We start from the raw sequence: 26,009 nt of genomic DNA on the forward strand, positions 1-26,009 counted from the left end.
AGAAACGATGTCCAACGAAGCGTCTGACCGTCTTAAACAAAATTCTGAAAAAATTATGCGGATGTGGGAGAAGCGGGCGCGCGATGAAGTCGGTGCATCAACGCATCAAGACTCTCTTGTCTTGCAAGATTCGCTACCTCTGTACTTAAACCAACTGGTAGATGAACTCTCAAACAGAATTGACAGGACACCTGCCCGAATCACAGCCGACGAGGTAGAAAGCACCAGGATTGGCAAGAAGCACGGGCATGAACGGGCGGGATATGCTGACTACTCTATGAGTCAACTCATTTTCGAGTATCAGATCCTCCGTCAAGTAATATTTCAAGTTTTAGAGGAAGAAGCACCTTTAGGAGTGCGGGATCGAGACATTATTATCGGCTCCATTGAGCAAGCCGTTAATGACGCGGCCACTCAATTCTCCGAAACGCTGCGAGATATTCAAGAACTATTTATGGTGACGCTAACTCACGACCTCAGAAATCCCATCAATGTCGTAAAAATGGGAACTCAACTGATGCTGCGGCGGCTGGAACGAGGAGATACCCACATGGATGTGGCGGCGAGGATGCTCGGTGCGATCAATCGGCTGGATTCGATGATTCAAAATCTGCTGGATGCGAGTCGGCTGCGGGCAGGGCAGAGCTTAAAGATTGAATTTGAAGAATGCGATTTTGTGATGCTAGTCCAAGAGGTAGTAGAAGATTTGATCTTCACCTATGGAGAGCGGTTTGTTGTGGTCTGTGATTCTGATATCACGAGCTATTGCAGTCGAAAAGAAATACGGCGGGTGATTGAAAATTTAACAATTAACGCTGTGAAATATGGTGCGCCTAGTACGCCGATTACACTCACGCTCCAGGAAACCCAAACGCAGATCGGCCTGACTATCCATAATGAAGGCGAGCCGATCGCCCTAGATGCTCAATCCATCCTATTTCAACAATTTCGTCGAACCATTTCTGCTGAGGAGCAAACCGGCTGGGGATTAGGATTATTTTTAGCAAAAAATATTACTGAGGCGCATAAAGGGACACTTGCGGTTGAAAGTGCAGAGGGCAAGGGGACAAGCTTTATTATCAACTTACCTAAAGTTCTTCTTTAGTTTGGGACATTAAGACTAAGAAAAAAAATAGGGTATCCCCAGCCAGAACCTACAGGATTTTAACTCACATTTTTGGTCAGGAAATTTCAGTGCAGAATGCCCTGACAGCATCTGCAAACTGCTGGTTATGCTCGATTAATGCCATGTGTCCTCCTTTCTGTATAGTAACTAGCTCTGCTTGAGGTAATTCTGCTTTCATTCGCAGGCTAGCTGGGGGGGTAGTCGCTATATCTGAATCGCCGCATATCACCAACACAGGAATGTCAATTGATGGCAAAGTTTTTGTTTCGTCAAATTTGAGCATTCCCAGTGTGCCGCGAGCGAGAACGCCGGGAGAGCCCAAGGCTGATAAGAAAGCTGAGAACTCTAATTGACCGCGCGTTTCAGTGCCTTTAAATCCCGATAATTCTACACTGATGTGCAGTGAACCATTGAGATAGCTCAGCCAAGTCATTCCCCACATAATGGGTTCAAGAGCTATGGTGAGATAGAGCATAGGTTGGAGCAGCGGCTTCTGCAAAGCGCGTAATAAACCGCTAAAAATAGCGGTTTTGAGAGGATTAGTATAAGTCGTATTTACCAGAATTAAACCAGCTACTCGACTACCGAGAAGTTCTGGAAAAAGCCGACTGAATGTTAGAGTAATCATGCCGCCGATGCTGTGTCCGAGTAGGATAACAGGTTTAGTTCCTGCTATGGCAATGACGGCTTCAAGATCGCGGGCAAATTTTTCTAGGGAGTAGTCGCTGTTTTTTGGCCGAGTGGATTTTCCCAAACCGGGAAGATCCCAAACAATCACTCGGAAGCGATCGGTTAGTTGCCGTTTCGCGTAATACCAAACCATACTGTTGGGCCCCCAACCGTGCGAGAGGATAATCGGCTGTCCGTCCTCTGGGCCGTAGAATTCTACTTGTAAAATAGTGCCATCAGGCCTCTCTACCCGCTGCACCGTACCCGTCCGCGTCGGCTTGGGTTCGTCAGCACCGGGGCGGCGGAACAGCGGCAAACTGATAAAGCGGCCGCCAACAGACCAAAGAAGCATCAAGACTCCGCTGACTAAGTAGGAAATCCCTACCAGTGCGCCCATGTACCATTCGTAAATAATGTATATACCTCCGCCAAGAACCCCGACGGACAGCAGTCCCACCAGCCATAGAAACAGGAAATTGAAGGGCATGAACGGCATAAGCTGAAACCTTGGGTAGGATTTTGGTTGCGGATTTAAACAGAATCATACTCAGGTTAGGCCACAGTAAGCAAGCGATCGGTTAAGCTCTTAATTTGTGCGCTGGTAGAATTTCTTTTATATTTGCAAAAATAATCACAGGATGACTCAAAATGCCCGATCAAAAAATATCGAGTTCATCGCCAAATGCAAGAGATTCGGTCACGGTTGAGTTAGTTGAGTTTTTATCTTACCTTCGCAGTCTAGATATTAATATTTTTGTTGAGGGCGAGCGCCTGCGCTGCAACGCTCCCGAAGGAATTATTACACCAGAACTCCGGGCCGAAATTTCTCATAAAAAAGCCGAAATAGTTTCATTTTTAAAAGCAGCTAATCGTACTTCTAGTTTAACTTTTACACCGATTGTTTCTATGGGGCGGGACGGAAATCTACCGCTTTCCTTTGCACAGCAGCGCTTGTGGTTTCTCGACCAATTAGTACCGAACAATCCTTTTTATAATGTTCCCGCAGCATTGCGTTTGACAGGTTCGCTCAATTTTTCGGCGCTGCAACAAACCTTCAATGAAATTGTGCGCCGCCACGAAGCTTTACGCACGACTTTAGCAGTAGTTTCGGGCCAACCTGTTCAGAGAATAGCTGCTGCTTTCCACCTCCCGATTAATGTAGTGGACTTGCGAAATTTGCCAAAGGAATCTCGACAAACTGAAGCAAACAGGCTCACCGCCCAAGAAGCTCAACGCTCTTTCAATTTGTCCAATGACTTGTTGCTGCGAGTCACATTGTTGCAGTTAGATGATGCCGAATATTTACTAATGCTGAATATGCACCACATTGTCTCCGATGGTTGGTCTATCGGAGTGCTAATTCAGGAATTAGGCGCACTTTACACGGCATTTGCTAGCGAAAAACCTTCGCCTTTACCGGCTTTGTCGATCCAGTATGCTGATTTTGCCAAATGGCAGCGCGAATGGCTGCAAGGGGAAGTTTTAGAAACGCAGCTTGCTTACTGGCGGCAGCAGTTAAACGGCATTTCTATGCTAAATTTGTCTGCGGATCGACCCAGGCCAGCAATTCAAAGTTACCGAGGCAAAAGGCAATTTTTGCAACTGCCAAAACAACTGAGCGAGGCTTTAGAAACGTTGAGCCAGCGCGAAGGAGTGACGCTGTTTATGACAATGCTGGCAGCTTTTAAAACGTTGCTTTACCATTACGCCCAGCAAGAAGATATTGTTGTAGGTTCGCCGATCGCCAATCGCAACCGCAGTGAAATTGAAGCATTAATCGGGTTTTTTGTCAACAGTTTGGTGCTGCGTACAGATTTGTCGGGAAATCCAACTTTTCGGGAACTTTTAAACCGAGTCAAAGAGGTAGCATTAGGAGCTTACGCTCACCAAGATTTGCCGTTTGAGAAGTTAGTGGAAGAACTGCACCCCGATCGCGCGTTGAACCAAAATCCCTTATTTCAGGTGGCGTTTGCGCTGCAAAACGCGCCGGGGAATCAGTTAGAATTGCCAGAATTAACACTCAGCCCGCAGCAGTTAGATGTGGGTACAGCGCGGTTTGATTTGGAGTTTCATTTGTGGGAGCGATCGCCCAACAGCTCGGGAAGCAACCAATCGCCCAGCAATAAGCTGTGGGTTGATAGCTCCGAGGGCATCAGCGGCATGGTTATTTACAGCGCCGATTTATTTGATGAAGCTACGATTACCCGCATGATCGAGCATTTTCAAACCTTGTTAGAAAGCATTGTGACAAATCCCGAACAGCGAATTGCCACAATGCAATATTTGAGCGCCCAAGAGCGTTATCATTTGTTAGTTGAATGCAACAAAACTCAGGCAGATTATCCGCAAGATTTGTGCATCCATCAGCTATTTGAAATGCAGGCCGATCGGACACCGGATGCGGTGGCGCTGGTATTTGGAGAGGAGCAAGTCACCTATCGAGAGCTAAATCTCCGCAGCAACCAACTAGCACGTTATCTGCAAAAAATGGGGGTTGGGGCGGAAGTTTTAGTCGGGCTTTGCTGCGGGCGATCGCTCGATCTGATCGTGGGGATGTTGGGTATCCTGAAAGCGGGAGGAGCTTACCTAATTTTAGATCCGAGTTATCCTGTTGAGCGATCGAGCTTTATGCTAAAAGATGCTCAATTATCTGTTGTGTTAACTCAGCAGCAATGGATAGAGAATTTGCGTGAAGCGAAGCTATCCCGCAGGGAATCGCCCAATTTACAGATTGTTTGTTTAGACACAGACTGGGAGATGATTTCCCAAGAAATCGCCGACAATCCCACCAGCGCAGTCACAGCCGAAAATCTGGTTTACGCGATTTACACCTCCGGATCGACGGGAAAGCCGAAAGGAGTTGAAATTGAGCACGGGAGCTTGTTAAATCTCGTTTTTTGGCATCAAAGAGAGTTTGGGGTGTCAGCGGGCGATCGAGCAACGCAAATTGCTGCGATCGGCTTTGATGCTTGCGGGTGGGAAATTTGGCCTTATCTCGCCGCGGGAGCTAGCATCTACTTTCCAGAAGATGACATGAGGCGAGATCCTGAAAAACTGCAAAACTGGTTAGTATCAAAAGCAATTACAATTAGCTTTTTGCCAACACCTTTAGCCGAGAAAGTTTTGCTATTAGATTGGCCTCAAACAACAGCGTTGCGAATCTTGCTCGCAGGCGGCGAAAAACTGCAACAACATCCTTTAAAATCCCATCCATTTAAGCTAGTAAATAACTACGGCCCAACCGAAAACACCGTCGTCACAACTTCCGGTTATATTCCTGTAACAGAGCAAACAGACATCGCCCCGACAATTGGTCGCCCCATTGCTAACACTCAAATCTACATATTAGACAAATATTTGCAGCCCGTACCAATGGGGGTTGTTGGCGAATTGTACATCGGCGGAAACGGACTCGCTCGCGGCTACCTCAACCGCCCCGATTTAACCGCAGAACGCTTTATTTCCAATCCTTTTAAATCAAATTCAGACACCATTCTCAATGACTTGTTTAGGAACAGGCAAGATGCCTGTTCCACAAGAGATGAATTTTATTGTGGAACAGGCATCTTGCCTGTTCTCGATAATAATGCCCACCCCACTCTTTGTGGAACAGGCATCTTGCCTGTTCTTGATAATGATGCCCACCCCACTCTTTGTGGAACAGGCATCTTGCCTGTTCTAGATAATGGTACAACATCTGAGTTTAAACCAAATTCAGGAGAGCGAATTTACAAAACCGGCGACTTAGTGCGCTACAGAGGCGATCGCAACCTGGAATTTTTAGGACGCATTGACGAACAAGTAAAAATTCGCGGTTTCCGCATCGAATTAGGAGAAATCGAGACAGTATTAACTCAACATCCGGCCGTGCAGCAAACTGTAGCAATAGCTTCGGAAGATGGACAGGGAGATAAACGTTTAGTAGCTTATATTGCCCTGAATCCTGAATATAGCAGTGCCCGCGAAAAAAACCAAATAATGCAATTGCAGGACGAACAGGTTTTGCAGTGGCAAATGCTCTACAATGAAACTTACAATCAACCTGCTGTTGACTCAGATCCAACCTTTAATATTGTCGGCTGGAATAGCAGTTATACTAATCAGCCAATCCCAGCAGAACAGATGCGCGACTGGGCAAACAATCAAGCCGCCCAAATTTTAGCTTTGCAGCCGAGCCGAGTGTTAGAAATTGGCTGCGGCACAGGTTTGTTGCTGTTCCAAATTGCCTCTCGCTGCACTCAATATTGCGGAACAGACTTTTCACCTATTTCGCTCAACTATATTCAGCAGCACTTGGCAAATCAACAGTTAGCTAATGTAACGCTGCTTCAGAAAATGGCGACAGACTTTGAAGGAGTAGAGACAGCAGCTTTTGACGCAGTGATTCTCAACTCTGTCGTGCAATATTTCCCGAATATCGACTATCTCGTGCAAGTGCTAGAAGGTGCTGTGAAAGCAACTGCTCCCGGCGGCTTTATATTCATCGGAGATGTCCGCAGCTTGCCGTTGCTGGCAGCTTTTCACGCTTCGGTACAACTGTATCAAGCCGAACCTTCTCTCGCGGGCGAACAGTTGCAGCAGCGAGTACAAATGCAAATTTTTCAAGAAACAGAGTTAGTTATCGATCCAGATTTTTTTAGCGCATTAAAGCACCGCTTTCCGCAGATTGGCGGCGTAGAGATTCAATTAATTCGCGGTAGTTATCACAATGAGTTAACTGATTTTCGGTACAATGCTATTCTGCATATTGCGTCGGAAACAGATCCCCCCCAATCCCCAGGGCGGTTTCATTCTCACGAAAATCAGGCTTTTGTAGGGGCGGTGCCCCCGTGCCCGCCCCCACCCACAGACGATTTCACAGGCGTTTGGGACATGGGGGCAACCACAGGGGGATTGCCCCTACCGAGAATGAAACCGCCCTGCCCCCAATCCCCGGCACAAGGGGGGCAGGGGGGATCAAAACTGCTGGATTGGTCGGCTAAAAATCAGAATCTGACTGTTACCAATGTGGAACAAATATTATTGCAAAATCAACTCGATGTTTTAAGAATTGCTAATGTGCCTAATGCGCGGGTAACTGCTGCGGTGAAAGCGGCAGAATTGCTGTTTGTTGTCGATAAATTTCCAACAGCAGGTCAGTTGCAGAAAGCCGTGGAAAAAATCGAGGATTTAGGAGTAGATCCCGAAGCGTGGTATGCTTTGGAAGTTCCGTATAATGTTAATATTAGTTGGTCTAATTCCGACAGTCAAGGGCGCTACGATGTAGTGTTTGCACGGGGAAAAACCAGAGATTTTGTGCGAGAAACTAGAAGCGATAACTTGCGTCCTTGGCGCTCTTATGCTAACAATCCCTTACAAGCTAAAGCAGCGCGTAAATTAGTGCCGCAGTTGCAGGCTTATCTAGCAGAAAAACTGCCGGAATATATGATTCCGTCGGCTTTTGTGGTGCTGGAGTCGCTACCGGTGACGGCTAACGGAAAGGTCGATCGCCTCGCTTTGCCTGCACCGCAGCCGATTAAGTTAGAATGGGCTGGCGGTTATGTTGCGCCTCAGAGTTCTATTGAGGAAGTTTTAGTGAAAATTTGGGCTGAGGTTTTGGGGATAAAGCGAGTGGGTATCCGGGACAATTTCTTTGAATTGGGAGGCCATTCGCTGCTGGCGACTCAGCTTGTTTCGAGAGTGCGAGATGCTTTCGGAGTAGAGTTGCCTTTGCGCCGGGTTTTTGAAGCGCCGACAATCGGAGAATTATCTAAGATTGTGGAGAGTTTAAAAGAGAGCGATGCTAAAATTAAAGCTCCTGCTTTAGTGCCTGTTTCTCGCGAGAATCGTCGCGTGAAGCTGTCATCGCTGAACAGAGAAAGTAAAGAGAGAGGATGAAAATTTTATTGTCCCTTCCAAGAAATACACCCAATGAGTTCATACGCTTTCTGGAACAATAAAGGCGGCGTCGGCAAAAGCTTCCTTTGCTTTGCAGCAGCTTCCGAATATGCTCACCGTCACCCCGATACAGATGTCTATGTAATTGATTTATGTCCGCAGGCGAATGTGTCAGAAATGCTACTTGGCGGATATTTCACTAGCCCAGATGCGCTGCATTTTTTAATGAGCCAAACTCCGCGCGCCACAGTAGCAGGCTATCTAGAAGCGCGTCTGAATTCTCCATTTCGGATGGTTGCAGACGTATCCCCATATCTATGCGAACCGAGAGAATTCAATCAGAATATACCAGAGAATCTAAGACTTGTATGCGGGGACAATTACCTGGAAATAATTTCTGAAGCAATCCGACAAACATCCCAGTTGGAAATACCTTATGACTCGTGGAAACAGGTGCTAACTTGGGGACGAGACCTGACGGTTGCCCTGCGTTCATATAGCGGCGATCGCGATACCATATTCTTCATAGACTGTAGTCCTACTTTTGCTATTTCTACACAGCTTGCTCTTGTGGCTGCCGAAAACTTGATTGTACCATTTATAGCGGACTATACTTCACGTCTGGCGATCGAGAATGTCCTCGCAATTCTCTATGCCATAACCGACCCCCATACTGCGCCATACGCACGAATTGCTTTTGCAAAACGCGCTAAGGAAGAAGGTGTACCTGTACCAAAATTACATACATTCGTGAGCCTAAATTTGACTTTGTACAAAGGGAGAGCGAGCAAGGCATCCGAAGCTGTAAACCAGAGAATTATGCAGATGATGGATGATATACACAAGAAGCACCGTCATATTTTTGCTAACTCCAAAGACAAGCCGAGTAACACCTTCATTGAAATCCCAGATTTTACCAGCGGTTCTGTACTCGCTGCTACGACTGGCACGCCCTTGCACAAACTCACACCAGCAGCCAAAAACATCGCGGGCGAGCAGGTGCAATTGAATGCAGAGTCATTGCAAAGGTACCGAGATGCACTTGAAAAGTTCGTGAACTGTATTTAGGAAATCGCCGTGCCGTCACCAGCAGCATTGAAGTACAAAACAGCGTCCAACACGGCTAGAACACTTCGCGAAACAGCTACAGATCCCCGCTTGCAACCAATATCGCGCAGTAAAACTCAAGTCTATTATCACTCCGCTCTAGCTGCATTTGTTGCTGTATGGGATGCTTACATAAACGAACTCGTTCGCAACTTTTTCGCTGCAACTGCAAATCCTTTAGATCCCAAATTTCATGCCGTACATTCTATTGCTAGAGATGCGGCGGAACGCGCACTTGAAAGATTTAATACACCAAACGCGGAGAACACGCGAAACCTTCTGATTCAAAACACTGGTTACGATCCTATTGGCGATTGGGTTTGGTCTGCAAGAAGCCTGAGCGGATTAGCCGTTCGGCAGAGGCTAAATGAGATTTTAAGAGTGCGGCACAGTTTTGCACATGGTTTTGCTATTCCCGCGCTTTCTTGGACTCAAACAGCAACCGGAAAAGTTCGGCTTACGGCTAAAGCGATAGACGATGTTGATGTGTTTTTTACACATCTTGTGAATGTTACCGACCTCGGCATGAAGCAGCATATCGAAACGAGTTATAGTCTAGTATTGCCTTGGTAAAGATTTTAATGAAAGAGATGAAATCCTCTCTCTGTAATATTTCTATGCTACTTTGTACGCGCTTTCCTTTGAGGCTTGCCTGATAATTTGATATGACTCAGTATCTTTCCGACAATTCCCTCCCGGCTGGTGAAGAAAAGCTTAATCTTCCCGAAGAAACAGATGTTTTCGTCTTCCCGGCCTCATTTGCTCAGCAGCGGCTTTGGTTCCTCAATCAATTAGCACCGGGCAATCCTTTCTACAATGTCTCAACAGCGCTCCGCTTAACAGGTTGCCTCAACTTAAGATCCTTAGAGCAAACCTTCAACGAAATTGTGCAGCGGCACGAAACTTTACGCACCACTTTTACGCTTTTGGAAGGGGAACTCGTACAAATTATTGCTCCCATTCTAACCGTATCCCTCCCCACAATCGACTTACAAAATCTCTCCCCAACTCAGCAGGAAACCGCAGCGCTGCAACTCGCAACCGATGCAGCGCAATGCCCTTTCGATTTAGCCGCCGGGCCGTTATTCAAAGTAACGCTGTTACAACTCAGTGAAACAGAACACATATTGTTGCTGAATTTACATCATATTGTGGCTGATGGTTGGTCGATTGGAGTGCTAATTCGAGAGCTGGGAACGCTCTACACAGCATTTGTAAAAAATGGGAGCTCCCACTTACCAGCACTGCCCGTGCAGTACGCCGACTTTGCAGAGTGGCAGCACCAATGGTTGCAGGGCGAAGTATTAGAAACCCAGTTAGCTTATTGGCGGCAGCAGTTAAACGGAATTACCACACTCAATCTACCAACAGACAGGCAAAGACCAGCCGTTCCCTCCTACCGCGGCGCCAAACAATTTATAACACTATCACCTGCTTTGAGCGAGGCGCTAAAGTCATTGAGCCAGCAAGAAAGCGCGACTTTATTTATCACTCTACTAGCTGCTTTTCAAACTTTGCTGTACCGCTATACCGGACAAGTAGATATTGCAGTAGGAACGCCGATCGCCAATCGCAACCAGAGCGAAATAGAAGCATTAATCGGTTTTTTTGTCAACAGTTTAGTGCTGCGTGCAGATTTATCAGGAAATCCAACTTTTCAGGAACTATTGCATCGGGTAAAAAACGTCGCAATGGCAGCCTACGCCCACCAAGATTTGCCCTTCGAGAAGTTGGTTGAGGAATTACACCCCGATCGCGAGTTGAGCCGCAACCCCCTATTTCAAGTTAGTTTCAGCCTGCAAAACACTCCTGTAGCAGCGCTAGAATTGCCCGGAATCGTTGGAGAGGCGATCGACTTTGACGCGGGAACCGCCAAGCTAGATTTAGAGTGCCACTTGTGGGAAGATGCAGGAAGTATTCAAGGGCAATTTGTCTACAGCACAGACTTATTTGATAGCGGCACAATTGCGCGGATGGCGGGACATTTCCAAACGCTGCTTGAAGCCATTGTTGCCAATCCGAAACAGCACCTCAGCGACTTGGCTTTGCTGACAGCGCCAGAATACCAGCAATTATTAATCGATTGGAATGACACTCAGAGAGATTATCCGAAAAACCAGTGTTTCCATCAGCTATTTGAAGAGCGAGTAGAGCTCGCGCCCCATGCTGTCGCCGCCGTCTTTGAAAACCAGCAGTTAACCTACGGCCAACTCAACAGCAGAGCCAACCAACTTGCACGTTACTTGCAGCAATTGGGAGCAGCACCAGAAGTTTTAGTGGGCCTTTGTGTAGAACGTTCCTTAGATGCGATCGTCGGATTGCTAGGCATTATCAAAGCAGGCGCAGCCTACCTGCCTTTAGATCCAACTTATCCTCAAGAGCGACTTAACTTCATGTTAGAAGATGCTCAGGTGTCAATTTTGGTAACTCAGCAGCACTTAGCAAAAAACTTGACGCAGCCGGAAAATTACGGAGTTTTTTCAGTAGTGTGTTTGGACTCCGACAGAGAAATTATCGCCCGACAAAGCCCCGAAAACCCAACTACAAATATCATACCAGAAAACCTAGCCTACGTCATTTACACATCGGGTTCAACCGGAAAACCCAAAGGCGTTTTAATCGAACATCGGGGACTCTACAACTTAGCCCTAGGTCAAATAGAAGCTTTTAACTTAAACTCAAATCACCGCATTTTGCAATTCGCCTCCCTGAGTTTTGATGCCTCAATCTTTGAGATTGTCATGGCCTTGGGGACGGGAGCAACACTTTACTGTGCCAAGAAAGAATCTTTGTTGCCCGGACAAACATTAATTCAATTTTTGCAGGACAATGCTATTACCCACGCTACCCTCCCGCCCTCGCTGCTAGCTGTCCTTCCAAACGCCGAACTTCCCGCCCTGCAAACAATCATCTGTGCTGGCGAATCTTGTTCCCCGGAGATCGTTAAACGCTGGGCTTCCCGGCGCAGATTTTTTAACGCTTACGGCCCTACAGAAGCGACAGTCTGGTCAAGTTTGGCCGAAATTAGCGATTCCCTGCGGGATAGCTTCGCTTCACCCAAAAAACCGCCAATCGGCCGCCCAATAGCTAACACTCAACTCTATATTTTAGATAAAAATTTACAGCCTGTACCCGTTGGAATTCCCGGTGAATTGTACATCGGCGGCAGCGGATTGGCGCGAGGCTACCTGAACCGCCCCGAATTAACCGCCCAGCGATTTATTGCTAATCCCTTTAGCCAGAAAGCAGGAGAACGAATTTATAAAACTGGTGACTTAGCTCGCTATTTTCCCGACGGCAATATTGAGTTTTTAGGCCGCACTGACGAACAGGTAAAAATTCGCGGTTATCGAATAGAATTGGGAGAAATTGAAGCGCTGCTGGTGCAGCATCCAGCAGTCAAAGAAACAGCGGCGGTTGCTGTGGATGATTTGTCGGGCAACAAACGCCTAGTTGCTTATGTCGTCCCCAATCACAATCAGACGATTAATCCTGTGGAAATGCGTAATTTCCTCAAACAACAACTGCCCAATTACATGATTCCCAATGCTTTTGTGGCGATGGATTTTCTGCCCCTAACTCCCAATGGCAAAATCGACCGCCTGCGCCTACCTGCACCGGGAACTCTAACTAGCAATTCAATAGATAAAAGCTGCATTGCACCTCGCACACCAACCGAGTCAACCCTCGCCCAAATTTGGGCCCAAATCCTCAACGCAGAGTGCGTTGGCATTGGCGATAACTTCTTCGATTTGGGTGGAGATTCCCTGCTAGCAATCCGCCTCATCAATGAGATTAACCAGCAATTTGAGCGCGAGTTGCCGCTATCTGCTCTTTTTTTAAATCCCACAATTGAAGGTTTAGCCGATTCGCTATCTTTAGAAACAAAATCTCTGGAATGGTCGCCTTTAGTTGCAATTAAGCCTCGCGGTAAAAATCCCCCGTTCTTCTGCGTCCATCCCATCTTTGGCGTGATATTTCCTTATGTCGAGTTAGCATTTCAGCTAGGAGAAAATCAACCGTTTTACGGGCTGCAACCAAAGGGTATTGACGGCGAAAGTTCTCCGTTAACTAGCATTGAAGACATGGCGGCTGACTACATCGCAGCCTTGCGTACCGTTCAACCAAAAGGGCCTTATTTTTTAGGAGGCTGGTCTTTTGGAGGTTTGGTTGCTTTTGAGATGGCTCAACAGTTGCTCGCAGCGGGGGATGAAGTGGCTTTGCTTGCTGTGCTGGATACTTTAGCGCCGGTTTCTGCTAACAAACCTTCTTTTTGGGACGGTTGCAAGTTTATTCTGACTACTGTTTCGCGCTCTATCTGGCCTTTTATAGTAGATTATTTTCGCTTGGTGGCTGCTGCGGAAAATGTTCAAAGTCGCGGTATTTTTGCCAAATTTCCGAAATTAAATAAGATGCTTAATTTTGTAGCTAATTTTTGGCATCGCTGGAATTGGAAACAGGCTGTTATGGTTAGCATCCTATCTCAGGAGTCAAAAGAAAGAAGCTGGCGCGAGCTGGCAATCCCCTCGATGTTTACTGTATTTCAGGCTAATAGTCAAGCAACTCTCAGCTATGTACCGAAAATTTATCCGCAGCGAATTACTCTGTTTAGATCGAGGGAAAAGCTAAGCATGAATCATCAAGATCCGACTCTTGGCTGGAGCGAATTAACGACGGAAAAAGTAGAGGTGATTAGAGTTCCTGGGAATCATCTTACTATGTTGAGAAAGCCTAACGTTGAGGTACTGGCTCAAAAGCTGAAGCATTGCTTTGAGGAGGAATTAAGTGATTGAGGAGCCCGCGTGCTTATGCGTCGAATAAAATAATCTTTATCGCGTTTGTAGTGAGGACTAAAGTCCTCAGAGTTTGAAGAGGACAAAAGGGACACTCCAAGAGCCCAAGGAGTGTCAACTTAAGCCGACGATTTGCCAGTCCGCCAGTCCGCCAGGGAATGAATTCCCTGGCTAATAGCTAAAGTCCTCTGAAGAGGACTAATGAGTTTAAAAATCGGCGTTGCTGAATACAGGTATGAATGGAAGATTTCGGAATTGCTATAAGCCAAGTATGGTGAGTTTTGTAACATCAAGCGAAAAGTTGATTCATACGCCAGAATCACCAACGCCTAAAAATCTTCTTCTCAGTCCTCTTCAGAGGACTTTAGCTTTGAGGCAGGGGTTTCAACCCCTGACGGACTTGGGGTTTCAGGCTGGTTGTTGACACTCCTTGGGCACGGTGCGGTGTCCCTACCATACTGGAATACGCTTTATCACCCTTGTAGTTAGGATATAAAAAAATTGCGATCGCCCGAAGAACACTTTTTGCAACTAGAAATTATCATGCAGCGCCACGCCGCAGCACTCGAAGCTGAAGTCAGAGCTTTGCAAGCCGCTGACGAAACCGCCCAGTGGCCTCCTGACTGGAAGCGTTACTATAATTGGCGTTTCGCTAAAATTTTCGCTTCAGTGAAGATTTTTCGCAACTGGGGTGCAGATGCTGCGGCTTGGAAGCTTTTGCCTTCACGAGTTTATCCCAACCGAGGCAATCAGAAGGATTAGTGGGGTTGCTGATTCTGGCGTATGAATAAACTTTTCGCTTGATGTTACAAAACTCACTCTACTTGGCTTATAGCCATTCCGAAAACTTGAATTCATACTTGTATTCAGCAACGCCGAAATTCGAGTAGATGATTTAGCAAGAGCCTTACCCTCCGAAACTTTCACGCTTATTCAACTCCCTGGAGAAAAACCCAGAACGTTATGGGTAGCGACAATGGAAATCGAGTTATCAAAGTATACAGGCAAGAAAGTAGTAGCCATCGTCATGAATGCGGCGACTGTCGAACAAGCCAGTGAAATTGATTATTTGATGACTAATGTGGAGTTATCCACAGCAACAGAAGAGTGGGTAGTAAAGACCTACTCCCAAAGAAATTGGGTAGAAGTTTTCTATCGAGAAGCCAAGGGATGGTTAGGGTTAAAAGAATATCAAGTGAGAGATAAACGCAGTCTAATGAGGCCTTTAATTTTGGTATTTTGTGCCTACAGTTTTATCCTCTGGCATACCAAAACCTGCGGATTAAGACGTAGATGGGCAAATAAACCTTTAAACACCTTTACGGAAGCGCTTGAAGCATTTCGGACAGCAATATCTTTTAGGTTTGTCAAGTGGCTGAATGAAAATTGGGACGTATTCTCTGCTTACAAAGCTAGTTTGGGCTTTATTGGGGCTTGAAATTTGTTTAAGTCCCGTTAAAAATATCCCTCTAGAAGTACGGTCTCAATATCCAGAAATTGAGTGGCGAAAAATCACCGGACTCAGAAATATCCTTATTTTTTCAGACATTAGATAAATATGCTCAAAATCTGTCATCTTTAAGATATAGATTTATGGTGAGTGTTTATTCCTTTTCTAAGCTATTTGTATTTTAGATAACAAATTCTAAAAGAATAAGCCTGAATAATATATTTGCTTTGATCTAGATGGATCAGGGGATTACAGACATTTACCATAAAAAAGCAAGCTATGCCGAATCGACGTGATTTTCTTCTTGGTGGGACTGTAGCTGCGGCTGCGACCTTGTTACCAAATAAATTGATTGCTCAAACTCCAACCAATCGATCGGAAATGGCAGCTTTACAGGAAGGATATGTGGGACAGTATCAGGGTGGTGTGTACTTACTGCCAGCCAATGATGAGACAGTCCAATGGGGTTGGTTTAATAATGCAGAGACACCCCGCGCTCGGATTAAATCAGGGGACACCGTTGTCATGGAAACCATGATGGCTTCCATGAATCAAGTTTTGCCGGGGGTATCGATCGAAGAAATTACTAGACTGCGGGTAAATAATCCCGGTCGTGGCCCCCATACGATTACAGGGCCGATCTTTGTAGAGGGCGCAGCACCCGGAGATACTCTCAAAGTCAAAATTAATCGGATTGTGCCTCGTACCTATGGCTCCAACTGGAACCTGCCGGGTAATCTTGCCCTAGGGCAATTCCCAACTAGCTTCCCTGAACCCCAAGTAAAACATTTCTTCCTTGACCTCAAGCGTGGGGTAACAGAATTTTTGCCGGGGATTGAATTACCTGTGCGTCCGTTCCCCGGTATTCTTGGGGTGGCGAGGGCTGAAAGTGGACAATATAGCACCGTACCCCCTGGACCTTTTGGCGGAAACCTCGACTGTAGAGAACTCGTAGAAGGCACAACGATTTACTTACCAGTGTTTGTGGATGGAGCTTTATTGTGGTCTGGGGATTCCCATGCGGTGCAAGGTAATGGTGAGATTAATTTAACAGCGATCGAGTCTGCCTTTAATGAACTGAACCTGACTGTAGAAGTAATTAAGGGTAAACGCCTGACTTGGCCACGGATTGAGTCAAATACTCATTGGATAACGATGGGTTACGATCGAGACCTCAATATTGCGATCGATATTCTGGAAGAAGAAACCCTAAAATTTCTTGCTGAATCTAAAGGCTTAAACACTACTGAAGCTCGTCAATACATGGCAAACTACGGTGATTGTCGAGTAGCAGAGGTGGTCAATCAACTAAAAGGGGTCTATTGCATGTTACCGAAACAACCAACTCCAGTCCTTGCCCCTAACCCTACCACTGATACCTCAGATAGTTTTGTCACCCATGCCATCGATGGTGATGCAATGCAGGCTATGAACATGGCGGCTATGAGTCTTATTGAGAGAATGCAGACCCTAAAAGGACTTGTACCCCTTGATGCCTATTCCCTTGCCAGTTTAGCTATGGATGCACGGATTGGCAAAATAGAGCCGGGAGCAAAACATATACATTGCTTGATGCCCAAGTCTCTCTGGGTCAGAAGTTAACAGCAGTTTGCGTTCAGATAAGTGGTGGTGCGATCCCCCTCGCATCCCCCTATGTCCTTTGGACAGGCTACGCCAACAAAAGGGGGACTTGAAGATCATTAACTTGGCTTACCAGAATTAAATTTGGGCGTTGCTGATTCACGGTATGAAGCAACTTTTCGCTTGATGTTACAAAACTCACCCTCAAGGGGGCTTATAGCAATTCCGAAATCTTCCATTCATACCTGTATTCAGCAAAGCCGGATTAGTTAACTGTTGACTGTTGACTGTTGACTGATGACTGTTGTGAAATGCCTCAATCTAAAATCTAAAATTGCCCAATGGATTGCGCGATGCTGAAGATGATAGCAGCCAAACCTGCTGCGATCGGAATTGTCACCAGCCAAGCCGAACCAATTGACAGCAAAGTTTCCAAGCGTACTGTTTTCCAAGCTTTGATCAGCCCGACTCCGACGACTGCACCGACTAAAGCGTGGGATGTGGAAACTGGCAAACCGAAGCGGGATGCTAGCAAGACTGTGGTGGCTGTGGCTAATTCCGCGCAAAATCCGCCGCTTGGTTGGAGTTCGATGATTTTTTCGCCGACTGTGGCTATTACATTTTTGCCCCAGATGGTTAAACCGATGACTATTCCTGCGCCTCCGAGGACTAAAATCCACAGGGGAACGCTGAAATCTTCTGAGGGAAAGGAACCTGTGCGCCGGATGTAGGCGATCGCAGCTAGGGGAGCAACGGCATTTCCTACGTCGTTGGAACCGTGGGAAAATGCTACAAAACAGGCGCTCAAGACTTGAAATCTCGCCATTTGTTGTTCGATGGGAGAGTGGCGGGGAGGGGGAGAGGGGGAGAGTGGGAGAGTGGGAGATTGGGAAAATATTCCCTCTTTCTTATTCCTTGCATCCGTTACATCCGTTACATCCGTTACATCCGTTACAAAATCCGCTGCCGAACCTTCTTCCTTCTCAACTGATTCTAATTTGTTCCAGCTATTGAGTGTCAGCCCGATCGCCCCCATACTCCCGATGCCGATGACAATATCGTGAATTGGAAGATTCCAGCCAAATCGATCGTGCGCCGCGGCGATCGCCCCTGTCTGCACCAAAGCAACATCGACAACAGACGGCAGTACAATTATCCCAAATACGCTCAGCATTGCTGCACTCAGCCAAGGTATCCACTCGCGCATTTGAGATAGAGGATCTGGCCGATCGAGAATCGAATACTTCACCACACTGTAAAATATTGCGGCTAAAGCACCGCTAGCAACAGGTGTCGCCACCCAAGTTAGGGAGATGGTGCCGATGGTTCGCCAATCAACCGCATTAATTCCGGCTGCAACACAGCTAAAACCTGCGATCGCGCCCACCACTGCATGGGATGAAGAAACCGGCAAACCTCGACTGGTAGCGATTTGCAGCCAGATCCCGCAAGCAATCAGCACTGACACCATCCCGATTAAAAATACTTGCGGTTGGGCAGCGAACACTTGTGCATTCACAACTCCTGTTGCGAGAGTTTCGGAAACTCCTTGCCCGAACAGCACTGCGCCGGAAAACTCCAGTATGCCTGCAACAATTATTGCCTGTCGCAGGGTTAGGGCCTTCGAGCCTACGGATGTCCCCATCGAGTTAGCGACATCGTTGGCCCCCAAGTTGGCGGCGACGTACAAGGCGAGTGCGGCCATTGCCCCTAGTTGCAGAAATACGACCCCAGAGGTATCTAACATAGAAATTTTTTGATATAAAACGGGTAGTTTGATATATGATAAGGGATTGTCAGTAACCCAGGTCTGAAAGAGATTAGGCTTGCAAGAGCAATTCCCGCAAGCCGTACTGACCAGCCTCAGTCTTAACTGACTACGTTTTTTGAGTCACGACACCTGGAAATGCGTAGCTAGTTTCCTGCTCTGTCATTTGCAATTAAACAGTCTTAAGGTCACTGAGACAGTGTTGCAAGTCTAAAAAGCTCTTAAAACATTGGCGAAGCTAACATTACTGGAATGGCAAGGCGCTCCCGGCAATACAGGGATTAGACAAGTACCATTCCTCTACTTGTCTAGCCCCGAAAGGGGTAGGCGGTTAAAACCGCTCGTGCGATGCCCTGAGCGTAGTCGAAGGGTCGTTTCCCTCTCTTGGCTCAAGCCACTGAGTGTCCCAATTACCGAGTTTTTTTTATGAAAGGCGCAGAAATAATCCGTTCTATCGAAACGGCAGAAATAAATAGAGTCAAGGTAGAACTCAGCAAAGTTCTCCCCGAAATTTACGTCGGCGACACAGTGCGAGTCGGCGTAAGAATTAAAGAGGGTAACAAAGAACGGGTTCAGCCCTACGAAGGGACTGTGATTGCCATGCGTAACGGCGGGATTAATGAAACAATCACCGTTCGCCGCGTGTTCCAGGGCGTCGGAGTGGAACGGGTGTTTTTGATTCACTCGCCCCGCATCGCCACCATCCAAGTGATGCGCCGCGGGAAAGTCCGCAGAGCAAAACTTTACTACCTGCGCGATCGGGTGGGCAAAGCTACTCGCGTCAAACAGCGGTTCGATCGCTCCCTGTAGGAATGCACCCAGCTTCCCTTTGGTTCATGGTTCATGGGAAATTTAAAAAAATTCAAAAAAAGTTTCCCATTTACGAGCGCACTGTGTTAAAATAGAAATCTAGAGGTTAAGCGAATTTCAGCAACCTCACCTGTGCGCTCTTAGTTCAGTTGGTAGAACGCAGGTCTCCAAAACCTGATGTCGGGGGTTCAAGTCCTCCAGGGCGCGCTGAATCACCAAACTTTAAATTCTGCCCGAAAGCGCCCGGACTATTGGCTGGCAACAGTCAAAACCGCAAACTTTCGGGTAGAATTAATTTTTGTGGGCGGTTCGCAAAAAATGCCATCAACAAATGCTCGGTGTGGCTTCTCGATCGTCGGTTTCGGCGATCGGCATTTACGCCGTTGATTGGTTGGGCTTGTAAAAAAGTCGTGGCTTTAGATTTGAGATTTGGGACTTGGGCGTAAGTGGTTAGTGTCACAAAATCTGAGAGCTGCGGGCCACTCACACCATCTAAAATCTAAAATCTAAAATCTAAAATCGCAAGGGGGATTGAATCGTGGCGAAAAAAGACGAAGCTCAAGAAACTCAAGAAATAACAGCGCCTGGGTTTGACCCTGCGGGTTTTTTTAAGGAAACTAGAGAAGAACTCGACAAAGTGGTTTGGCCTAGCAGGCAGCAGCTAATCAGCGAGTCTTTGGCCGTGCTTTTGATGGTAATCCTCTCAGCAAGCCTGATCTATTTGGTGGATAACTTCTTTAACTGGGGCGCGGGAAAGGTGTTTGGGCCATGACTTTTGCATCAGAAGAATCTGAGTATTCCACAGAAGCGACGGGACAGGCAGCATCGCCAGATGTGCCGGAGATTGATGCTCGCTGGTATGCTGTTCAAGTTGCCTCTGGCTGCGAAAAGCGCGTGAAGGCAAACTTGCAGCAGCGGATTCAAACTTTGGATGTTGCCGATCGCATCGTTCAAGTAGAAATTCCGCAAACTCCGGCAATCAAAGTCGGCAAAGACGGTTCCCGGCGGCAGTCAGATGAAAAAATCTTTCCCGGCTACGTACTCATCCGTATGTTTATGGACGAGGATACGTGGCAGGTGATCAAGAATACCCCGAATGTAATTAATTTTGTCGGGGCAGAGCAGAAACGCCGCTACGGGCGCGGCAGGGGTCACGTCAAACCGCTACCTCTGAGTCATTCGGAAGTAGAACGGATCTTCAGAAACGCTCAGGAATCAGAACCAGTTGTCAAAGTATCGATGTCTGCTGGAGACCACGTTGTGGTACTTTCCGGGCCATTTAAGGATTTTGAAGGTGATGTGATTGAAGTTAGCCCGGAACGAAACAAGCTCAAAGTTTTACTCTCGATTTTTGGGCGCGATACGCCTGTAGAATTGGAGTTCAATCAGGTTCAGAAACAGAACTAACTAATGGCAAAGAAAGTTGTTGCAGTAATTAAGTTGGCGATTACGGCGGGAAAAGCCAACCCAGCTCCTCCGATCGGCCCAGCATTGGGTCAGCACGGCGTCAATATTATGATGTTTTGCAAGGAGTACAATGCTAGAACCGCAGACCAAGCGGGTCTGGTGGTTCCGGTAGAAATTTCGGTTTTTGAAGACCGCAGTTTTACGTTTATTCTCAAAACCCCACCGGCGTCGGTTTTGATTCAAAAAGCCGCTGGCATTGCTAAGGGTTCGGGAGAACCTAATCGCAAGCAAGTAGGGTCGATTACCCAGGCTCAGTTACGAGAAATCGCTGAAACCAAAATGCCTGACCTCAATGCTAATGATGTTGAGGCTGCTATGAAAATTGTGGCAGGAACGGCTAAAAATATGGGCGTGGCGATCGCGGATTGAAGTCAGTTGTCAGTTGTCAGTTGACAGTTGGCAGTTGTCAGTAATTCAGGATTTTGAAGCTAAAATCTTCAAGCTCAAATCGCAAATCCTAAGTCGGTTCAGGGGGAGAAGCAAAGCTTCGCTAGTAACCGAAAACTGGTAGATTTTAAGATTGTCCGATAGGTTCAATCTAAAATCTAAAATCTAAAATCTAAAATCGACTGACCCCAGGAGATAACAATGGCAAAGAAAGTATCGCGAAGACTGCAAGAACTTCAAAAGAAAGTTGAAGACAGACCTTATCTACCGCTGGAAGCTCTGCAACTTTTGAAAGAAACAGCAACCGCTAAGTTTGGCGAAGCTGCTGAAGCTCACATCCGTTTGGGAATTGACCCGAAATATACTGACCAACAGTTGCGGACAACTGTATCGCTACCAAAAGGAACTGGTCAAGTAGTCAGAATTGCGGTGATTGCTAAGGGCGAAAAAGTTAAAGAAGCTCTAAATGCCGGCGCGGATATTGCTGGTTCTGAAGAGTTGATCGATGAAATTCAGAAGGGCATGATGGACTTCGATTGCCTGATTGCTACCCCAGACGTGATGCCGTTGGTGGCAAAATTGGGTCGGTTGTTGGGCCCGCGCGGTTTGATGCCTTCTCCGAAAGGTGGCACGGTGACGACTGACATTGCTCAGGCGATCGACGAGTTTAAAGGTGGTAAACTAGAATTCCGTGCCGATCGAACTGGCATCGTTCATGTTATGTTTGGCAAGGCAGCTTTCTCAGCGGAAGATTTGCTCGTCAACCTTCATGCTTTGCAAGAAACTGTTGATCGCAACCGTCCTTCTGGTGCTAAAGGTCGCTACTGGCGCAGTTTGTACGTATCCGCAACAATGGGCCCGTCGATCGAAGTCGATATCAGTGCTCTGCGCGATACCAAACTTGATGCTGCGTAGAAAGAATTAAGCAGAAGGCAGAAGGTAAAAGACAGCTTCGGCTGTCTGTGTAAATCTCTCACAAGATTTGCGTCATAGCCTTGCTATGTCTGCCTTCTCGTGATAGCCTAATCAAAAATCAATAAGCTGAAGACCGCAGGTGCCGATCGCTTAATTTCCTGCCGAGGCTGAAGAAATAAAAACTCAAGACTCAAAGATTAGAAATTTTCTATTTTTAATTCTGACTTGTTAATTTTTAATTCTCTGCCCCGGCTCTAAGGTCGGGGTTTTTGGTGGGCAGTTTTCGATCCTAAAAGGAGGTGAAATAAGTATGGGCAAAAGTTTAGCAGTAAAAAATGAGATTATTGCAGACCTCAAGCAAACCTTGAGCGAATCTCAACTGGCGATCGTGATTGACTACACGGGCTTAACTGTTGCTGAAATCACAGATTTGCGTCGGCGTTTGCGTCCGAAAGGCAGCAGTTGCCAAGTGGCAAAAAACACGCTGATGCGAATTGCTGTTGAAGGCAACGAAACCTGGCAGCCGATACAAGAATTGCTGACAGGTACGTCGGCATTTCTGTTCGTGCAAGAAGATATTGGCGGCGCGATTAAAGCTTACCAAGAATTCCAAAAAGTCTCTAAGAAGACAGAACTTCGCGGCGGCGTAATGGAAGGACGGGTACTGAAAGAAGCTGATGTTAAAGCATTAGCCGATCTGCCGTCGAAAGAACAACTCATGGCTCAAATTGCTGGCGCTATCAACGGTGTCGCAACCAAGTTGGCTGTGGGTATCAATCAAGTTCCTACTTCGATCGCTCGCGGTCTTAAAGCTTATGCTGAAAAAGACGGCGATTCAGCAGAAGTAGCAGCAGAAGCACCAGCAGAAGTAGAAGCAGAAGCAGAAGCACCAGCACAACCTGAAGCAGAAGCACCAGCAGAAGCAGAAAGCACATCTGCGTAAGTCATTAGTAATTAGTCATTAGTCCTCAGTCATTAGTATTTAGCAATAGATAGAAGACTGGAGACGAAAAACTAAGGATGAATGAGCAAATCTCAAATCTGAAATCCCAAATCTACAATCAAACTAGGAGTTTAACGAATGTCTACTGCAACTGACGAAATCTTGGAAAAACTTAAGTCTCTGACTTTGCTCGAAGCTTCTGAATTGGTCAAGCAAATTGAAGAAGCTTTCGGCGTCAGCGCTGCTGCTCCTGTCGGCGGCATGATGATGATGGGCGGCCCTGCTACTGCTGCTGCTGAACCAGTAGAAGAGCAAACTGAATTTACTGTCATGCTCGAAGAAGTTCCTGCTGACAAGAAAATCGCCATTCTGAAGGAAGTCCGCGCAATTACCGGTCTGGGCCTGAAGGAAGCAAAAGACTTGGTAGAAGCCGCACCGAAAGCAGTTAAGGAAGCTATTGCTAAGGAAGCTGCTGAAGAAATGAAGAAACAGCTTGAAGCTGTGGGCGCAAAGATTTCTATCAAGTAGTCATAGAATGTAGTTGATATCAATTCTGGTGACACCGGAATGATGGTTGACTGTTGACTATTCCCTAAAATTAATCGCGCGATAGTTACATCTCTCGCGCGATTAATTATTTTTGGTGTAGGGAAACGGCCTTGCTGTGTCCTCTTAGGATCGCGAATTAAATAATTTACAATTTTAATTGTTCTTGTGGGATGGGCGTCCCGCCCGTCCAAAAAGGACGGGCGGGACGCCCATCCCACAAACTTGTGGAAGTTATTTAATTCTCATTCCTTAGATTTTAGAGGCGGCTTCCATTTGTCGCACTACTGTTAAAGCAGAATAGGATACACCTGCAGTACCTTCTCCGGGATGGGTGGAGTCGCCTACTAACCACAAGTTTTTAATTGGTGTGCGGTTGGCAAATCCGAAGGGGCCGAAGGTTGGTATTCGCTGCCCGATGCCGCCGACAACGCCTCTATCTCTCGCTGTATAGCGGGCAAAGGTGCGGGGGGTGGCGGCTTCTTGGTGTACGATCGACTCTGGCGTCAAATTGAAATATTCGCTCAAACGGGCGATCGCCCCTGCGGTATATTTTTGCTTCAATCCTTCATAATCAACCGAATTCCACCACATTCGAGTATCAGTAAATGAGGAAGCGATAATTGTCGCCATTCCCTCCGGTGCTCGCCCATCACCCGGATGACTGACTGAAACAAATAATGAATTATTCTCCCCAATCTCGCCGTCGTAATCGTAGAGAAACTGAAGGTGGGGCGGACAATTTGCCGGAATTGCGCTTTCATGCACTCCCAAATATATGACAAATGCACCGGATGCGGGCGGCAATTTATCAACTCGATATTTGTAGCCTGCCATTTGATTTGGGAGTTGATTTGTTGTCTCTGAAGTCTCTGATTTAACCGATAAATTATCTGTTAAATTGCCGACACTTGGCTCGCTTGACAACAATTTTACTAGATTTTGCGCTGTCACGTTGGCAACAATGCGATCGGCTGTTTCTGTCCAAACTTCGCCTGTTTTTTGATTGCGAATCACTGTACCGGTGGCTTTGCCATTTGCTGTGACAATACTTTCAACTGTATGCCGCAACAGGACTTTGCCGCCGTAGAGTTCGATCGCCTCTACCAGTCGATCGCTCAACACCTGCATACTTCCTTCTAGATGATACAATCCCTGCGGCTCTTGCGAAACTCCTAAAGCCGTGGCCGCGTAAAGTAGCGCCGTTTCTTCAGTATCAACTTGAGAATACAATTTTAACTGCAAATCCAGAAAAGTTTTCAAGCGCAAATTGTCGCCCAACCCACAAAGCCGCAAAGCATCTCCCACTGTCATAAAAGTGAAAGGCAAAGTAATTAGAGTATCGGGACGAACTGCTTGAATTAATTGCCAGAAATCCCAGAAGTTTCTGGGCGGTAAAACTGGATCGCGCCCTTGAAATTTCCAGCTAGCTTTGAACAATGCAGACAATAATTGCCAAAAAGGTTCGCTTCCGGGAAACTGTCGCTGCCTTTCTTCCTGCCACTTTTGCGGATCTCGCCACACGCTAATCGGTGCGGTTTCTCCCGGCAAAAACACCGCACAAGCGGGATCGCAGGGTGTCGCGGCGGGAAGTTCTATATCTAATTCTGAGAAAATTCGGTGGTGAATGCCTCCGGGTTCCAATCCTGCAACCTGCGTGGCGCCGACATCGAAGGTAAAGCCTTTGCGTTTGAAGGTGGAAGCGCATCCTCCGGGGACGATCGCCTGGTCTAAGACTAGCACTTTGTATCCTCTGCGGGCTAGCAGGGCTGCTGCTGTCAGCCCGCCGATGCCACCTCCAATTACCGTGACGCGGCCCTTAGTGTCTGTGGGACTGGATTTGCCAAAAGGGGTGCGATCGCCTGTCATAAATTTATTTATTGTAATATTTCTTAATATTATGCTCATATTTTGCAATAAAAAGCTCTTGTAGCGACAGGTTCAAATCTATCGCTACAAGAGGAAGGAGGTCGAGTTTAGAGGACTTTTTAGGGGTAAAATGCTCTGGGCGCACCCGGAGCGTTAGACTGTGGCGTGCCGATCAGAGAATCAGGGACGGCGCCACTTGTTGAGATAAGCTTCGCCAATCCCAGCCACAGCCTGCATTTGACCTAGCTGTTCCCGTAAAGCTTTGATGGTTCTTAGCTGTTCTTGAGACTGTTGCTGCAAAGCGTCGTAATTTCGCTGTATCGCCGCACTCTGGCTCAATTGATTTTCTAGAGATTGCAACTTGGTTAGTTGAACTTGGAAATCGCCGATCACACTTGACTTTTCTGCTAACTCGTGCTGCAAAGATTCATAACTCGACTTCGACACGGTTTCCTGCAATTGGCTTTCGAGATTTTGCTTTTCGGTGGCGAATTGCTGCTGCAAAGATTCCAGAGCACTGGATTTTTCGGCGAGTTGCTGGTGCAAAGATTCCAGAGCACTGGATTTTTCGGCTAGCTGTTGCACAAAGTCGTGTTCCCGATGTTCTTTTTCGGCGAGTTGCTGGTGCAAAGATTCCAGAGCACTGGATTTTTCGGCTAGCTGTTGCACAAAGTCGTGTTCCCGATGTTCTTTTTCGGCGA

General features: G+C 46.8%; 19 protein-coding genes, 1 tRNA gene, 2 pseudogenes and 1 other annotated feature. Of the genes and pseudogenes, 17 read left to right on the forward strand and 5 right to left on the reverse strand.

Translation table 11 applies throughout. The features are described from left to right. The first annotated feature begins 7 nt into the window (after nt 1-7). On the forward strand, nt 8-1,105 hold the full coding sequence (locus tag QT992_RS10260; protein ID WP_333338612.1) for a HAMP domain-containing sensor histidine kinase: 1,098 nt from the start codon (nt 8-10) through the stop codon (nt 1,103-1,105). A 76-nt stretch (nt 1,106-1,181) separates the two neighbouring features. On the opposite strand, the gene QT992_RS10265 is transcribed toward QT992_RS10260, so the two are convergent. Next, nucleotides 1,182-2,282 (reverse strand): alpha/beta hydrolase, encoded by a 1,101-nt coding sequence (locus QT992_RS10265; RefSeq protein ID WP_333338609.1) that lies wholly within the window; start codon nt 2,280-2,282, stop codon nt 1,182-1,184. A gap of 161 nt (nt 2,283-2,443) precedes the next feature. On the opposite strand from QT992_RS10265, the gene QT992_RS10270 reads away from it, so the two are divergent. From QT992_RS10270 to QT992_RS10300, 8 genes and pseudogenes are all read left to right on the forward strand, one after another. Then, nucleotides 2,444-7,672, forward strand: coding sequence for an amino acid adenylation domain-containing protein (locus QT992_RS10270; RefSeq protein ID WP_333338606.1), 5,229 nt, complete (start codon nt 2,444-2,446; stop codon nt 7,670-7,672). Between the two features lie 33 nt (nt 7,673-7,705). Further along, complete coding sequence (locus QT992_RS10275) at nt 7,706-8,740, forward strand: ParA family protein (protein ID WP_333338604.1); 1,035 nt, start codon at nt 7,706-7,708, stop codon at nt 8,738-8,740. A 9-nt stretch (nt 8,741-8,749) separates the two neighbouring features. After that, on the forward strand, nt 8,750-9,352 hold the full coding sequence (locus QT992_RS10280; RefSeq protein WP_333338601.1) for a HEPN domain-containing protein: 603 nt from the start codon (nt 8,750-8,752) through the stop codon (nt 9,350-9,352). A gap of 92 nt (nt 9,353-9,444) precedes the next feature. Beyond that, on the forward strand, nt 9,445-13,572 hold the full coding sequence (locus QT992_RS10285; RefSeq protein WP_333338600.1) for an amino acid adenylation domain-containing protein: 4,128 nt from the start codon (nt 9,445-9,447) through the stop codon (nt 13,570-13,572). A gap of 501 nt (nt 13,573-14,073) precedes the next feature. Next, nucleotides 14,074-14,334 (forward strand): hypothetical protein, encoded by a 261-nt coding sequence (locus QT992_RS10290; protein WP_333338597.1) that lies wholly within the window; start codon nt 14,074-14,076, stop codon nt 14,332-14,334. A gap of 118 nt (nt 14,335-14,452) precedes the next feature. Beyond that, a pseudogene (locus QT992_RS10295) lies at nt 14,453-15,010 on the forward strand (IS701 family transposase); the annotation flags it as partial. After that, nucleotides 14,952-15,128 carry a HepT-like ribonuclease domain-containing protein gene (locus tag QT992_RS33575; protein WP_445251184.1) on the forward strand — a complete coding sequence of 59 codons (177 nt, stop codon included), beginning with the start codon at nt 14,952-14,954 and terminating at the stop codon, nt 15,126-15,128. The pseudogene QT992_RS10295 and the gene QT992_RS33575, both read left to right, overlap by 59 nt. Nucleotides 15,129-15,301: 173 nt before the next feature. Continuing rightward, the gene (locus QT992_RS10300) at nt 15,302-16,624 is read left to right on the forward strand and encodes an acetamidase/formamidase family protein (protein WP_333322326.1); all 1,323 of its coding nucleotides are present in this window, start codon (nt 15,302-15,304) and stop codon (nt 16,622-16,624) included. A 307-nt stretch (nt 16,625-16,931) separates the two neighbouring features. On the opposite strand, the gene QT992_RS10305 is transcribed toward QT992_RS10300, so the two are convergent. Then, a complete protein-coding gene (locus QT992_RS10305) occupies nt 16,932-18,350 on the reverse strand; it encodes an inorganic phosphate transporter (RefSeq protein ID WP_333322328.1) in 1,419 nt (472 codons plus the stop codon). Between the two features lie 447 nt (nt 18,351-18,797). On the opposite strand from QT992_RS10305, the gene rplS reads away from it, so the two are divergent. Next, nucleotides 18,798-19,181: a 50S ribosomal protein L19 gene (gene rplS, locus QT992_RS10310; RefSeq protein ID WP_333047681.1), complete on the forward strand. Its 384-nt coding sequence runs from the start codon at nt 18,798-18,800 to the stop codon at nt 19,179-19,181. Nucleotides 19,182-19,315: 134 nt separating this feature from the next. Continuing rightward, nucleotides 19,316-19,388 (forward strand) — tRNA-Trp (locus QT992_RS10315). Between the two features lie 58 nt (nt 19,389-19,446). Here the strand turns inward: QT992_RS10315 and QT992_RS10320 are convergent. After that, nucleotides 19,447-19,641, reverse strand: coding sequence for a hypothetical protein (locus QT992_RS10320; protein WP_333322330.1), 195 nt, complete (start codon nt 19,639-19,641; stop codon nt 19,447-19,449). A gap of 78 nt (nt 19,642-19,719) precedes the next feature. Between QT992_RS10320 and secE the strand changes: the two genes are divergently transcribed. The 6 genes from secE to rplL all read left to right on the forward strand — a co-directional run bounded on the left by secE (nt 19,720) and on the right by rplL (nt 23,421). Further along, nucleotides 19,720-19,953 carry a preprotein translocase subunit SecE gene (gene secE / locus QT992_RS10325; protein ID WP_333054360.1) on the forward strand — a complete coding sequence of 78 codons (234 nt, stop codon included), beginning with the start codon at nt 19,720-19,722 and terminating at the stop codon, nt 19,951-19,953. After that, nucleotides 19,950-20,588, forward strand: a complete 639-nt coding sequence (nusG, locus tag QT992_RS10330; protein ID WP_332953948.1) for a transcription termination/antitermination protein NusG — start codon at nt 19,950-19,952, stop codon at nt 20,586-20,588. The genes secE and nusG overlap by 4 nt, the downstream gene beginning before the upstream one ends. Nucleotides 20,589-20,591: 3 nt before the next feature. Next, nucleotides 20,592-21,017, forward strand: a complete 426-nt coding sequence (gene rplK / locus QT992_RS10335) for a 50S ribosomal protein L11 (RefSeq protein ID WP_333031062.1) — start codon at nt 20,592-20,594, stop codon at nt 21,015-21,017. Between the two features lie 219 nt (nt 21,018-21,236). Beyond that, nucleotides 21,237-21,950 (forward strand): 50S ribosomal protein L1, encoded by a 714-nt coding sequence (gene rplA / locus QT992_RS10340; RefSeq protein WP_333322332.1) that lies wholly within the window; start codon nt 21,237-21,239, stop codon nt 21,948-21,950. Nucleotides 21,951-22,058: 108 nt separating this feature from the next. After that, nucleotides 22,059-22,231 (forward strand) — a sequence feature (ribosomal protein L10 leader region). Nucleotides 22,232-22,260: 29 nt separating this feature from the next. Beyond that, on the forward strand, nt 22,261-22,893 hold the full coding sequence (gene rplJ, locus QT992_RS10345) for a 50S ribosomal protein L10 (protein WP_333322334.1): 633 nt from the start codon (nt 22,261-22,263) through the stop codon (nt 22,891-22,893). Nucleotides 22,894-23,031: 138 nt separating this feature from the next. After that, on the forward strand, nt 23,032-23,421 hold the full coding sequence (gene rplL, locus QT992_RS10350) for a 50S ribosomal protein L7/L12 (protein ID WP_333322336.1): 390 nt from the start codon (nt 23,032-23,034) through the stop codon (nt 23,419-23,421). 270 nt (nt 23,422-23,691) lie between these two features. On the opposite strand, the gene QT992_RS10355 is transcribed toward rplL, so the two are convergent. Both QT992_RS10355 and QT992_RS10360 read right to left on the reverse strand, forming a co-directional pair. After that, nucleotides 23,692-25,308, reverse strand: a complete 1,617-nt coding sequence (locus QT992_RS10355) for an FAD-dependent oxidoreductase (RefSeq protein WP_333321755.1) — start codon at nt 25,306-25,308, stop codon at nt 23,692-23,694. A 180-nt stretch (nt 25,309-25,488) separates the two neighbouring features. After that, nucleotides 25,489-26,009: pseudogene (locus QT992_RS10360) on the reverse strand (CopG family transcriptional regulator); the annotation flags it as partial.

The organism is Microcoleus sp. T3_D1, from assembly GCF_036700405.1.
Lineage (GTDB): Bacteria > Cyanobacteriota > Cyanobacteriia > Cyanobacteriales > Microcoleaceae > Microcoleus.

Coding starts and splice junctions, on each gene's coding strand:
- QT992_RS10260 (WP_333338612.1), top strand. CDS start 8: ATGTCCAACGAAGCGTCTGACCGTCTTAAACAAAATTCTGAAAAAATT.
- QT992_RS10265 (WP_333338609.1), bottom strand. CDS start 2,282: ATGCCCTTCAATTTCCTGTTTCTATGGCTGGTGGGACTGCTGTCCGTC.
- QT992_RS10270 (WP_333338606.1), top strand. CDS start 2,444: ATGCCCGATCAAAAAATATCGAGTTCATCGCCAAATGCAAGAGATTCG.
- QT992_RS10275 (WP_333338604.1), top strand. CDS start 7,706: ATGAGTTCATACGCTTTCTGGAACAATAAAGGCGGCGTCGGCAAAAGC.
- QT992_RS10285 (WP_333338600.1), top strand. CDS start 9,445: ATGACTCAGTATCTTTCCGACAATTCCCTCCCGGCTGGTGAAGAAAAG.
- QT992_RS33575 (WP_445251184.1), top strand. CDS start 14,952: ATGAAAATTGGGACGTATTCTCTGCTTACAAAGCTAGTTTGGGCTTTA.
- QT992_RS10300 (WP_333322326.1), top strand. CDS start 15,302: ATGCCGAATCGACGTGATTTTCTTCTTGGTGGGACTGTAGCTGCGGCT.
- QT992_RS10305 (WP_333322328.1), bottom strand. CDS start 18,350: ATGTTAGATACCTCTGGGGTCGTATTTCTGCAACTAGGGGCAATGGCC.
- rplS (WP_333047681.1), top strand. CDS start 18,798: ATGAAAGGCGCAGAAATAATCCGTTCTATCGAAACGGCAGAAATAAAT.
- nusG (WP_332953948.1), top strand. CDS start 19,950: ATGACTTTTGCATCAGAAGAATCTGAGTATTCCACAGAAGCGACGGGA.
- rplK (WP_333031062.1), top strand. CDS start 20,592: ATGGCAAAGAAAGTTGTTGCAGTAATTAAGTTGGCGATTACGGCGGGA.
- rplA (WP_333322332.1), top strand. CDS start 21,237: ATGGCAAAGAAAGTATCGCGAAGACTGCAAGAACTTCAAAAGAAAGTT.
- rplJ (WP_333322334.1), top strand. CDS start 22,261: ATGGGCAAAAGTTTAGCAGTAAAAAATGAGATTATTGCAGACCTCAAG.
- rplL (WP_333322336.1), top strand. CDS start 23,032: ATGTCTACTGCAACTGACGAAATCTTGGAAAAACTTAAGTCTCTGACT.
- QT992_RS10355 (WP_333321755.1), bottom strand. CDS start 25,308: ATGACAGGCGATCGCACCCCTTTTGGCAAATCCAGTCCCACAGACACT.